10 protein-coding genes are annotated in these 12,954 nt (G+C 48.4%); 4 read left to right on the top strand and 6 right to left on the bottom strand.

What is annotated here, in order from left to right; all coding sequences use genetic code 11:
- Positions 1-755: 755 nt before the first annotated feature.
- Together NG792_RS16480 and NG792_RS16475 are read right to left on the bottom strand one after the other, a co-directional pair.
- Complete coding sequence (locus tag NG792_RS16480; protein ID WP_261236101.1) at positions 756-1,124, bottom strand: hypothetical protein; 369 nt, start codon at positions 1,122-1,124, stop codon at positions 756-758.
- Positions 1,125-1,284: 160 nt separating this feature from the next.
- Positions 1,285-1,716 (bottom strand): hypothetical protein, encoded by a 432-nt coding sequence (locus NG792_RS16475; RefSeq protein ID WP_261198053.1) that lies wholly within the window; start codon positions 1,714-1,716, stop codon positions 1,285-1,287.
- On the opposite strand from NG792_RS16475, the gene NG792_RS16470 reads away from it, so the two are divergent.
- A complete protein-coding gene (locus tag NG792_RS16470; RefSeq protein ID WP_261198052.1) occupies positions 1,715-1,843 on the top strand; it encodes a hypothetical protein in 129 nt (42 codons plus the stop codon). The genes NG792_RS16475 and NG792_RS16470 overlap by 2 nt on opposite strands.
- Positions 1,844-2,278: 435 nt before the next feature.
- On the opposite strand, the gene NG792_RS16465 is transcribed toward NG792_RS16470, so the two are convergent.
- Positions 2,279-3,331, bottom strand: a complete 1,053-nt coding sequence (locus tag NG792_RS16465) for a hypothetical protein (protein WP_261236100.1) — start codon at positions 3,329-3,331, stop codon at positions 2,279-2,281.
- An 832-nt stretch (positions 3,332-4,163) separates the two neighbouring features.
- Here NG792_RS16465 and NG792_RS16460 point away from each other — a divergent pair.
- Positions 4,164-6,119 (top strand): ABC-F family ATP-binding cassette domain-containing protein, encoded by a 1,956-nt coding sequence (locus tag NG792_RS16460; protein WP_261236099.1) that lies wholly within the window; start codon positions 4,164-4,166, stop codon positions 6,117-6,119.
- Between the two features lie 95 nt (positions 6,120-6,214).
- On the top strand, positions 6,215-6,838 hold the full coding sequence (locus tag NG792_RS16455) for a TenA family protein (RefSeq protein ID WP_261198049.1): 624 nt from the start codon (positions 6,215-6,217) through the stop codon (positions 6,836-6,838).
- 60 nt (positions 6,839-6,898) lie between these two features.
- On the opposite strand, the gene NG792_RS16450 is transcribed toward NG792_RS16455, so the two are convergent.
- The gene (locus NG792_RS16450) at positions 6,899-7,621 is read right to left on the bottom strand and encodes a DNA-binding response regulator (RefSeq protein ID WP_261236098.1); all 723 of its coding nucleotides are present in this window, start codon (positions 7,619-7,621) and stop codon (positions 6,899-6,901) included.
- 326 nt (positions 7,622-7,947) lie between these two features.
- On the opposite strand from NG792_RS16450, the gene NG792_RS16445 reads away from it, so the two are divergent.
- Positions 7,948-8,370, top strand: coding sequence for a peptidylprolyl isomerase (locus tag NG792_RS16445; protein ID WP_261198047.1), 423 nt, complete (start codon positions 7,948-7,950; stop codon positions 8,368-8,370).
- A gap of 56 nt (positions 8,371-8,426) precedes the next feature.
- On the opposite strand, the gene NG792_RS16440 is transcribed toward NG792_RS16445, so the two are convergent.
- Positions 8,427-9,551, bottom strand: a complete 1,125-nt coding sequence (locus tag NG792_RS16440; protein ID WP_261236136.1) for a THUMP domain-containing class I SAM-dependent RNA methyltransferase — start codon at positions 9,549-9,551, stop codon at positions 8,427-8,429.
- A 125-nt stretch (positions 9,552-9,676) separates the two neighbouring features.
- Complete coding sequence (locus tag NG792_RS16435) at positions 9,677-12,151, bottom strand: PAS domain S-box protein (protein WP_261198046.1); 2,475 nt, start codon at positions 12,149-12,151, stop codon at positions 9,677-9,679.
- Between the last annotated feature and the right edge of the window lie 803 nt (positions 12,152-12,954).

The following is a 12,954-nucleotide window of genomic DNA, read 5'->3' as shown; positions in this document are numbered from 1 at the left end:
TTGCTATAACTGTTTTTATTGTTAACCGTTAAATCTATAATTTTTTAGGATTTTCCCCGGGGATTGGTGGACTATTTTTATCCCGATAGAGCCTAGCTTAATAATGTGTAAATTCCCGTGATAGGCTTTAGATGGAAGTAAAGCCTAGCTAACAATGGCTCAATTTATTTTAATTTACTAGATCCTTAAGGGAGATTTTACATATTTTTACAATTCTTAAGGGACAGCCGATCCCCAAGGCAGGGGGGCAGGGTCCACAACGGGAGGGACAGTCTTCGGTTATTTTGATTGGCTCGATTCCCTCTAAAAGCTCGTCTCCATCCTTCTGACATCCGGCACTGAGGCAACCCTGACAATTAGAGTAGCCCGTTCAACGGAGTCAGAGCGATTTAAAAGAGTAATTATATAGGCTCAAGTCCCTTTTAACAAGCTCTTTTCTGCCCTCTTTATCCCCCGAAATTTTGATGGGGTAAGGGCAGAAACTGGCTTGGGGGAAGCCACCAGTTTGATAAGCCCAATCAGATTTATTAACCCGCCGAGGGAAGAAAAGGCCCTATCTAGGGTTCACTTCCCGAAATTCTGCCTAATAAATTCTCCGGATATTGGCCTAAAAAAGAAAAATTTCTCATAAAAAACCCACACCGAATATCCGGTGTGGTGACAGGGACAAAGCCTGCCGGGAAGGGTGAAGAGAAAACTGGCTTTTAAAAACCGGATTGGGTCTAATGGAAAAAGCTTTTGAGGGGGCGCGTTGACTACGGATTGAGGGAGGAGGGAGCCAGAGGTCCCATCATCCTGGCCCTTGGGGAACCGCAGCGCAGTACCTTAGCACGATAGGAGACAAAGGTCATGGCTGCGGCGATCCCGGCTACGCCAGTCAGCAGGGTGAGGGTGGTGGTGAGGATGTTTAGTAAACACAAGGTGGAGAGGGCCGTTGATGTAGCGATAGAGGCCCAAACGGATAGAACATCCAGAGTATAGGTGAGGATGAGTAAAAGTAGGGTAACAACGAGGGCGCTGATGGCGCGACGCTGTAGGGGGAGGATTCGTTCTGCGGCCTGGTTTAACGGAGTTGCTAGGGGTGGCAGGTAAGGTAATTGGGCTGGGGTCGCCTTGAGAGTCATAAAGATTATCCTTTGCGGACAAGGAACATTTTGAAAGTTGAGGTGAATCTGGGGAATAGGTTATATCTGCTGAGAGATAGGGAGTTATACAGGGTGATCCCGGGAGGGCGATCGCCTCCGGTGATGGGGAGGGGGACCGATCGCCCGACTCTGGACCCCATTACTCCGGAAGGTTTGGAAGGGTTAAGGCTTGAGGAGAAGTGGGCGCATTCAAGTCCTTGAGATATTCCAATGCCAGCCGATAACCAAGTTGATTGTTGTTCTGACGGTAAACCTGGGCCGCTTGTTCTAAGTCGGCGATCGCCGCTTGAATTTCCCCTTGATAGGCGCGCGCCTGTCCTCGGATCAGATAGGCATTTCCTAAAGCCGGTTCGATATCGATCGCCCGGTTGGCATGGAAAATGGCATTTTGATAATCTCCCACATCCAGGGCATCTTCTGCCAGCACTACAAAGTCATAAGAATCGACTTCAATCACACTCTGGGATTCCTGGTGGGATGGCCCAGATAAATTTTCGGCGATCGCCGCTGGGGCTATCCCAATTCCTAAACTAATTGCTAAAACGGTGACTATCTTATAAATACCTTTCATGGCAATTCTCCTTAATTTTTGTTTCTTCAGTTCGCCGATCGCCGGGTCTCAAACTCTGAAATTCGTCTTTTGCTTTGGACTCTACCTGTGCGATGGCAATGAACACCCTGAAGACCCGCAGTTTTAAGTTAAGTCCGAAAAAAATTTGTTAAGAATCTTTAAATTAGTGCAGGTCGCTTACCGAGGTAATCTATAGTTCCCTTGCGTCAGGGTTCAAGGGCGGCGGCCCGAAACTCCGTTCTTTTCATCTCATGCAGTTAGCAATTCATCAGAGGTTAGTCCAAGGGAACTAAACCCGATTATTGATTGATGCGATTACTCCTAAGTTTCGAGTTACCTTAGCTTCTATTCTGTCGAGAATCCTAAAGTTAATGCTCCCCCCCCAGGCAGAGATTCCCAGGAATAGACTGGAGAAATCCCCTCTATCATTAGGGTTAATAACCCCGCACAGATTCCCCCCATTAAACTTTAGGTAATTTTTCTGGCCGCTTCTCAAATCCTTACCGGGAGTTGATTGAGCCAATTATTAATAAATATTAACTAACGGCACAAATAGCGATCGCTAATTTTTTGTGGGGAACGCGGCTTGGTCAAAAGAATGCTTCTGTAATTTCTGCTGATACACCTGTTCCAACCGGGCGATCGCCCGGGCGCGATCGCCATTGCCCACATCCTGAAGGGAAGGCCAAACGGGAATCAACTGGAGCACGGCATAAGTGAAAGAACCCGCTTCAATATCTTCTAACACCCCATATTCATCCAACAGGGCGATCGCGGCGCGGTCTTGATTAGCGGGGGAAAAATCAGACGCGCCTATTTTTTTAGCCAGGGGGTCCCAAGTGGTACTCAGAAACTGGTACTTGCCTGCGGCATCGGAACAAAGGCGGGACCCGTGGCTGGACCCACATTTGATTTCCCGGGGATGATCCTTAAAACTCGAAAACTCAGTGCCGGTAAACTGCATCCGATAGGCGGAGGGACCGGCAGTCCCTTCAGCCCAGGCGATTGTATCGAGAAAAGCCTGGACATAAGCCGCCTTGAGACTGGCCACCGTCTGCGATCGAACTGGGGGCGCAGGCTGGGGAAGGGTGACTTCTTCCGTGGTTTCCGCTTGTGAGTTGAGGTGGGCAGGAATCACCAACGCCACCCCCACCAAACAGACTCCCCCCCAGAAGGCTGCCTGCTTCTGACGGGTCGATCGCTTCCGGGAGCGTCGCCCAAATCTCTGTCTGAGGGTAGATTCTAAATTAGACAGCACCCGAGTGAGAATTGCCGAATCCGGTGGTGACTGTGCCTTAACCCGGACTTTGGGCCAATGTTGGAGGGGAATATTCACCGGCAACTGCCCCTGACGATACCAATAGGCAAACAGAGACTTGATCACGGACAATCGCGCTTGAGCTTGTTGGGGTGGGATGCGACGGGCGGCCAGGGTTTGAGCAAAGGCCCGGACATCGACTATGGTAACCACCGCCAGGGGTTTCCCGACAAAGGCTAAAAACTCTTTGACCCATAAGCGGCGATCGCGGCGTTGATGGGGAGGCTGTTGTTGCAGCCAGAGTTGAATCGCCTGGCGATCGGGGGGGATTTGAGTTTTTAGACTGTCTGGGTTCATAGCGCACCTGTGTTTCCTTGTTTCCCGGGGGAATGGTCCTGTCGGGTACTGATATCCGATGACTGGCCACCCTGGGTCCTAGGATGGTTTGGGCTTTCACGCCCCTACAGACGAGGGGAGATGTCAGCAAGGAGTAGATCAGGAAAGGCGATCGCCTTTTTTCTGGGGGTCGGCTTCCTATACATCAGCCTCTCATCTCCCTGAACGTAAAAAAACACTCCCCAGGTAGACCTAAATTAAGGGATTTCTCAAGGCAGGATTAACAATCTCACCCAATCGAGAGATCTCAACCCCTTGACTCCCAGCTAGTTTAATTTTATGGCCTTGAAGTTCGGTAAATTATCAATATTTATCAATAAAACTATTGCTAAATAAAAAACTAGGAATGGTATGATAATAGATCGCCTCATCATTCCGTTTCCCCGGATTTCGTCTCCTAATGCGCCGATCCCTACCCAGGGGAAGGTGAGCAAGCGGACCAGCAAACGGGGGGATTTCTGCCAAAAATTAGGGGCAGATTTAATGCAAATTTAAGCCAATTACTCGCGGAGTGCGGGGGTATTCCAAAGGGAAGACTAACCCGGTTGCTGTAACTGATTTGGAACTCATTGCCTATTATTTTTTCAAGAAACCCCGTTGCTTGTGCTTTGCCCCTAGAGCTGTACCCATCCTCGGGAAGCCCCGTTGTAAATCCCCGGTAATTGTGGCCCTCAAGGGAGGGGACTGGCCCTTAAGCAGTGGATTCAAGGCAGATTCAGCCTGAAGCACTACCCACGAGGCAAAGACTGAGGGATAATACAAAGCAGGAGTCTGTGCCGTACAAAGGAACTCGATGAGCATCTTTACCCTGCAATCCGTCAAAAAAGATTTTGGCATTAAAGAAATCCTCCGGGATGCCAGCTTTAGCCTCAATCCCACCGATAAAGTGGGCTTGATCGGCACGAACGGATCTGGCAAATCTACCCTATTGAAAATGATTGCCCGCTTAGAGCCCGTGGATGGCGGACAAATCTTAGTCAATTCTGGGGTGAGAATCGTGTATCTCCCGCAGCAACCGGAGCTCGATGAAAATCGGACGGTATTAGAGCAGGTTTTTGCCGACTGTGGCGATCGCATGAACCTGGTGCGTGAGTATGAGGACCTCAGTCACAAAATTGCCCGCCATCCTGAAGATGGGCAGTTGATGGCGCGGTTATCCGAAGTCATGCACAATATGGAAACCAGCGGCGCATGGGAACTGGAAACCCAAGCGAAAATTATCCTCAGTCAGTTAGGAATTGAAGATTTTGACGCCCAAATCGGGACCCTTTCTGGGGGATACCGCAAGCGGATCGCCCTAGCTGCCGCTTTACTCAGCGATCCAGATGTGCTGCTGATGGATGAACCGACAAACCATTTGGATGCGATTTCCGTGGAGTGGTTGCAGAGTTACTTGAACAGCTTTCGCGGGGCAATTTTGCTGATTACCCACGATCGCTATTTTCTCGATCGCGTCACTAATCGGATTATCGAACTTGATCGTGGGGAACTTTACACTTACGACGGAAATTATTCTTATTATTTAGAAAAAAAAGCCCTAGCCGAAGAAGCGGCAGCCAGTCAGGAACGTAAACATTATGGCGTATTACGTCGGGAATTAGAATGGCTCAGTCGCGGACCCAAAGCCCGCAGTACCAAGCAAAAAGCTCGGATTGGGCGGGCAATGGATCTCCAGGATAAGGAGTTTAAACAGAGTTTAGGGAAGGTTGAAATTTCCACGGCTAGTCGGCGGATTGGCAAGAAGGCGATCGAGCTAGAAAATGTCAGTAAAGCTTATGGCGATCGCACCTTGATCCAGGACTTTTCCTATAAATTTAGTCCCGACGATCGCATCGGCATTATCGGCAAAAATGGCATTGGGAAATCCACCTTACTGGATATCATTACCGGACGCCTCGCTCCAGATTCGGGAACAGTAGAGATTGGCAGTACCATCCATATCGGTTATTTTGACCAACACTGTGATGATTTACTCGCCGCTGCGGATCAAAATCAACGGGCGATCGATTACGTGAAGGAAGAAGCCGAATTAGTCAAAACAGCCGACGGACTGCAAATTACTGCCTCCCAAATGTTAGAACGGTTTCTGTTTCCCCCGAATCAACAATATTTACCCGTTCATAAACTCTCCGGGGGAGAAAAACGGCGACTGTTTTTACTGCGCGTCTTGATGAGCGCCCCGAATATTCTCATTTTGGACGAACCCACCAATGACTTAGACGTGCAGACGTTATCCGTTTTAGAAGATTACCTAGAAGACTTTAACGGATGTGCGATCGTTGTCTCCCACGATCGCTATTTTCTCGATCGCACCGTCAATACCATATTTGCCTTAGAAGAAGGCGGAAACCTCCGCCAGTATCCCGGCAACTATACGGTTTATCTCGACTACCAAAAAGCTGAAGCCGCCGAAGCCGCACGGCTGGCAACCGCCAGCCAAAACGACAAAAAACCCAACTCCCAAACCGCCACCGTTGACAAGTCGGAACGGGTCAGTTGGGATAAAAATCGCCAGCGCAAACTGTCCTCCAAGGAAAAGCGAGAGTATCAGCAACTCGAAGCCAAAATCGCCCAAATGGAAGCGGAAAAAGCCGCCACGGAAAAAGCCCTCTATCATGCCGAACCTGGGGCCGTCACCGAAGTGCAAAAACTCCATCAAAAGGTCCAAGATTTGGCTCATGAAATTGAATTAGCTACCGAACGTTGGATGGAATTGGCTGAAATTGAAAGCACCTATTCTAGCAACTAAAACACCGCCTCGTCTAGCAACCTTGATGATGCGGGACGGGGCAGTTTTGTACCCAAATGATGTAACCTGAAGCTGTTGTTTATTATTCTTAACTTATGAGCCTCACCTGTCAAGAAATTCTTAAAAACCATCAACCTCTTTGGCAGGAAGCCACGGTCCATCCTTTTCTGGAGGGGTGTAAACAAGGCACTATTACCCCCGAGCAATTTAATACTTGGCTGGTGCAGGATTATCAATTTGTAGTGGAATTTACGCGGATGTTAGCCCGGATTTTATCCGTTGCTCCTCGCCATCATTTTGATGTCCTGTTAGGAGGATTAACTGCCCTCAAAGATGAATTGAACTGGTTTCAAGCCAAAGCCGCCGAACGGAATTTATCCTTGGATGTCGCTAAACAGCGCACTTGTGAAGAATACAGCCAGTTTTTAGGAAATCTAGCCCGGACTCCTTATGCGGTGCAAGCAACGGGATTGTGGGCGGTGGAGTTGGCTTATAATCAAGGGTGGCAATTGCCAGGACCCATGCCGGAACCCTATACTGAATTTGCCGATCGCTGGGGAAATTCGGGCTTTACCGATTATGTCAAATTGTTAGCACAACAAGCCGATGAAATGCTCAGGGATGCCTCACCGGAGGTTCAGAAAGAAGCTGAACAAACCGTGATTACCGTGGCTCAATTTGAAAAGGCATTTTGGCAAATGGCATTTAATGCCAGCTAAGTCTCGGGGTTGTCAAGCGGGAGTTAATACCTGCTTGACAACCTCAGAAATTCAACAAAATTATAAGTCCATCTCCCTACCCATCATATAATGATAATTTCCCTCACCCACAGATTTATTCAAGGTACTAATAATTGAGGCGGAATTATCGTAGGGTCCGCTAGTATAGAATGGCTTTCCGTCTTTTCCAAATTCAAGTTTTGGCTCCCCATTCCACTCCCCTAACTGTTCTTTGGATTGTTCAAAATCATGATGGGGTTTAAAGCCTAATGTTTCCGCATATTCAACAGCGCCCCAGACAATGGCTTGAGCCTGAGTTAATGAAATTTTCTCAGAACCCCCGATGAACGAGTCATAATACAAAGAGGCAATTTTTTGATATTCACTGCGATTGTATTTGCGCGGCCCCGAGGCATCTTTGACCCCCAAACACCAATAATCCACGAGGTAAGTACAGACAATAAAGCGGTTCAATCCAGGCGATCGCGTCACCGTTACAATCGCCATACCCGGGTCGGTTGTGGTTTCTAAATCATCCTCTGATTGGGTTGCGATCGCCCCTTCTTCAGGAAAGAATCTGTATAGGCAATTGGCATTGATTAGACACTCCACCAGCGGCGCTAATTCTCCGGATTCCTCACGAGCGATCGCCACTTGTTCGGCTTGTTCCTTCACAAATCTTGTAACGTCCGAGACTTTCAACCCCATTTTGCGGGCGATTTGCTTCGGGGTCAATTTTTTATCCCGCAACCTGAGAATTTCTTGAGTTTGTTCGCTATCCATAATTTTCCTCTGCTTTTTTCGGTAATGATTAGAGTACAACAATCCCGCACCCATCAACATCATCCTCGGCAAAGATGAACCCAAAAAATTCATCTCCCCCTCTCCCCCTCTCCCCATCCTCCCCATCCTCCCCATCCTCCCCCTCCTCCCCATCTCCCCATCTCCCCATCTCCCCCATCAACCAAGGACAAATGACAAATGACAAATGACAAATGACAAATGACCCCTCTCCCCAACAACCGACGCTCTAAGGTAATATAGGGCTGTCCTGTGCGATCGGTCCACTGAGAACGCCCTTAAATCTGAATCAATTCAAGGAGAAACCTATGCCTCGTGCCATTATGGAAACCGACAAAGGAACGATTCATCTGGATCTGTTCGATAAAGATGCCCCCAATACGGTAGATAATTTTACCAAATTATCTGAAAGTGGGTTTTATGATGGATTAACCTTCCATCGGGTAATACCCAATTTCATGATCCAGGGGGGATGTCCCAATGGAACAGGAACGGGGGGTCCGGGTTATAAAATTAATTGTGAAATTAACCCCAACAAACATCTAGCGGGTACATTATCAATGGCCCATGCAGGGCGTAATACTGGGGGCAGTCAATTCTTTATTTGCCACTCTCCCCAACCCCATTTAGATGGACAACATACCGTTTTTGGTAAAACCGAAGATATGAATGTCGTCAACTCTATTCGGGCTGGAGATAAAATCATATCGGTTAAAATCGAGAAAGACTAAGTAACATGGGTAGGGGTTTCAAAGCGATTCCCCTACCGAGAAATCCGGCCTCAAATTTAATACAATTCATATTTGAGTAAGGTACAAGGTAAAGAACCATTGTAAACGGGAATGCGTTTTGAGGATTTCAGCCCGATTTTTTTGGTGAGTTCTTTATTGCCGGATAAAATATAAGCCGTCCATCCGGTAAAACGCTGTTTTAAAATATCTCCAAGGGATTTATAAAAATCACCGAGTTCCTGTACTTCACCGAGACGTTCTCCGTAGGGAGGATTGCAGATAAAAATGCCGGTTTCGGCAGGGGGTTCGATGTGATAAAATTCTTGGGTAGAAAAGTGAACGTGAGTATCTAATCCACAGTTTTCCGCATTGAGATGGGCTTGTTGGATAACAGCCCGATCGCGATCGCTGCCGTAGATGGGGGCGGTTAATTCGGCTTTTTGACCTTCTAGGGCTTCCTGGCGGATGTCCTGCCAAAGTTCGAGGTCAAAATCGCGCCAACTCATAAACCCAAACCGTTCTCTAAACAATCCTGGGGCAATATTTAATGCCTTTAAACCCGCCTCTAAAGGTAAAGTCCCGGACCCGCACAGGGGGTCTAAAAAGGGCTGTTCTGGGGAATATTCAGCGAGTTCTAAAATAGCAGCAGCTAAGGTTTCCTTGAGAGGTGCAGTTCCCATTGCCGGACGATATCCGCGCCGGTGTAAGCTATTTCCAGAACTATCTAAACTGAGAATGGCGCGATCGCCATGAATATGCAGATTTAGCAACAAATCCGGGTCCTTCGGATCCACAGTAGACCGTTCTCCGGTGCGATCGCGTTGTTGGTCTATGATCGCATTTTTGACCTGTAAGGCCGTAAAATGAGTGTGATTGAGTTTTTGATTGCTGCCGGTACAGTTCACCGCCAGGGTATTACCTGGATCGAGATACTCTTCCCAATCAATAGACTGGACTTCTCGATACAGCATTTCAGCATTTGGGCAGAAAAATTCTCGTATGGGAACGAGAACCCGAAACAGAGTTCTTCCCCACAAATTCACCCGATAAAGTAAAGCGCGATCGCCCGAAAAATGGACTCCTGTAAAGTCCGGACGAACGTCTTGAGCACCTAACCGTTCTAATTCTTGGGCAGCAATGGGTTCTAAACCCCGAGCAACAGTTGCAAAGTATTCAGTCATCATAAGTGATAGTTTATCAGAAAAGCACTAGATATAGACCCGTTAGGAAGTCATTTCTACTCCCCAAAAATTCGGGAAGAGGCAGAATTCCGAGGGGACGAGTCCGGACAACCGCCTGAGAATAATTATCCCACTTGTTGTGAACTTGAATCCTCTTCTCGCTGTCGGCTATACAAAGGAAGCCTAACGGTAAATGCCGTCCCGAATCCCACCTCACTTTTGACGGCAATTTCCCCGCCATGTAAGTCGGTACTCCGTTTCACCATTGCCAATCCCAACCCGGTACCGGGGATATTCCCGACATTTCCGCAACGGTGGAAGGTTTGGAAGAGGCGGGGTATTTCATCGGAAGGAATGCCAATTCCTGAGTCTTTAATCATAAAAATAACCTGAGTCTCGGTACAGGTTAATTCAAAATAAACTTCTCCGCCCTCCGGGGAGTATTTAATAGCATTAGAAAGGAGGTTGTTTAAGATATATCGTAATAATTTTTCATCAAAGCAAGGTTTATGGTATTTATGGCTTAAAAACTCCTTAGAGTAATTTTGGACAAAGTTAATCGTGTAATTTTTGGTTGAAGAAAATTGAAACTCTTCTACAATTCCTTCACAAAATGCGGCGAGATCAAGGGGTTGGGGATTAAACGGAAGTTGGCTCATTTCGGCCCGTCCGATGAACAGGATATCTTCAAGTAATTGGGTCATGTTCACCGTAGCCGATTGAATGCGATGGAGGGCTTGGAACTTTTTATCCAGTTTGTCATGGGGCCATTCCTCTAAATAATATTCGAGTAAATCGGCAGAGGAGAGAATGGTGGTCATGGGGGTGCGGAATTCATGAGAAACCATTGAAACAAATCGGGTTCTAAACTCCATGATTTCTCGTTCTTTCGCCAAGGCATGACGGAGTTGCTCTTCAGCGCGTTTGATTTCGGTAATATCTTCTGAAATTCCGGCAATGCGGTAGATCTTTCCTTCTTCGTCACGGATGGGAAAGCCCCGATCGCGAATCCAGCGAATGGAACCATCGGGTCGAATGATCCGATATTCGCGATCGAGGCGATCTAACGGCATCAATCCGCTGAGGACGGCTTGGCGATCGTCCGGATGAATGGCATCTAAACGAGCAGTGGGTTTCTCATACAATTGCTGGCGTTCTAGTCCCCAAATTTCCTCATAAGCTGGGGAAACGTACAGGATTTGACTATAGTCTGGATCGCTAATCCAAAAGACCTCTTCGATATTTTCGGCTAATTGGCGGAACCGTTCCTCGCTGGCTTGGACCGCTGCCTCGGCTAATTTACGTTCAGTGATATCTCGTCCCACGGCTTGAAACTCACTCAACACCCCCTGGGCGTCGAAAATGGCGCGATCGGTCCACTGTTGCCAGCGCACTTCTCCATTGCTCAGGATGATCCGGCGTTCCCGGGTGACCACAGGCATGGCGATGGGGTTGCGATCGATATCCGGTATCAAAGAGACCACCGATCCATCCATGAGCTCTTTGCGACTCACGCCGAAATAGCGGCAGTAGGCATCATTAACAAAGGTTAGAGTGCCATCGGGTGCAAACCGACAAATCAGTTCAGTTTGATCTTCGACAATGGCACGATAGCGAGCTTCCGAAGACCGCAGGGCCACTTCCGCTAAGGCCCGTTCTTTATGAAGAGAGACGGCAGCAGCAGCGGCCCGGAGGATGGAGACTTCTGACTCGGACCAGACCCGAGGTTCTGTGCAGTTGTCAAAGCGAATAAATCCAAAGAATTCCCCATGCACAATCAGGGGCAAAATCAGCAGGGATTGAATTCCGGATTGTTCTAAGATTTTTCGTTCAGAGTCGGGAAAGTTACTCACAACATCGGCAATGACTTCTCCTCGTGCCAACAGGGATACCCACCGCTCAATCAGCACGGGTGCTTTTAAGGAGAAACATTGAGCCGGTTTGGGAGAGGGGTCGGATCCGGGTTGAATTTTTAACTCTTCGCAACTCCACTGGGCCACTAAAAGGGGAGAGTGCCCCCTGTGGGCCAGATTGCCTGTAGACAAGGGCGGATTTTGGCACAGGTAGACGCGACTGGCATGAGCCGCTTGTCCCAAGGGTTTAAGAATTTCTGTGTAGGGGTAGCTGAGACTATTATCCGTGGTGGTGTCTCCTTTAAAGGCGAGGAGTCGGCGCTGCACTTCGACTAAGGCTTCTAACTGCTGATTGGCTTGGCTGAGTTCCTGGGTTAAGCCTTGGAGTCGTAAGGCAGCCCTGATCCGCGCGAGAAACTCTTCGGTTTCGATGGGTTTGGAGAGAAAATCATCGGCTCCGGTGTTGAGTCCCTTGATGCGATCGCCCACTTCTTCTCGGGCGGTGAGTAGGATGAAAAACATCGGTGCAAGTTTGGGGTCAGACTTGATTTTCTGACAGACTTCTAATCCATCCAGTCCGGGCATCATCCAATCGCAAACGATCAAGTCCGGTTCCAGTTCTCTAGCCAAACGCCAGCCTTCGGTCCCATCAGAGGCCACGGTGATGCGATGTCCGTCGCTTTCAAGTAAGTCCTGGAGAACGAGCTGCACGGTTACGTCATCATCAACAATTAGGATTTTAGCCATAGTAAAAAATGTAGCACTGTAAGAAAGAAAGGGTCAACTTCACTCAACTACTGGTTTGATTCAAAAAGGCTTTTTTATACTTCCCATTGTTGGCGACCCAATTGCTTTAGCTTGTATTCTAAATAACTCGCCGATGGAAGCATTTACCTCAATCTAATTTATGTAGCCCTCGCCACGGACAATTCGTCAGTTGATTGATAGAGGCCACTTAGGGGCGATACCCGCTTTCTTTAGGATCCGCTCCAGACTGGGGTAAACAAGAGGGCATTTTTCCCCGGTGACCTCTGTGTAGATGCTCCCGGACAGGGCATCTGTTTGGGGAAACCCTTAGCCCTAGCCGCGCTGGCTCAGGATCAGTTAGAGTCTGAGAGCGTGGCTACCCTAGAATGGGGGGTGACCCCGGAGGATTTAGACCCCACCCTACCATTAAGCTGCTTCTACACCGGATGTTTTTCCCCTTTGATCTTCTTGTTAGGGTACATGGAGTGGGGAACAGTTCAGAATAGAGAGAACTCCATTGCGATCGCAATGGAGTTCTCTCTATTCTGATTGGACAGAGCAGAAAATCCGGAGATTATAACCGATCACCTAGGGTGGGGGAATCCGAGCTCCTACCTCGGGCTGAAAAATCACCGCTTCCCTTGCCATCACGGACACCTGGGGCGATTCTGTCGCGATTCCTCCCTCGGGAGGGGGCTGGGCTGGGGACGGGGTTCCTGGGAGCCAATCTGTACCGATCGCCCGGTTATGGTGGGTAGGTAAAAAAGCCCTCCCAGTCCCCGGTAAGGCTTTAATCCTCTAGG

Source organism: Laspinema olomoucense D3b, assembly GCF_025370785.1.
Taxonomy (GTDB): Bacteria; Cyanobacteriota; Cyanobacteriia; order Cyanobacteriales; family Laspinemataceae; genus Laspinema; species Laspinema olomoucense.
Note: the sequence above shows the minus strand (reverse complement) of the source record. Positions and strands in the feature narration are given on the sequence as shown.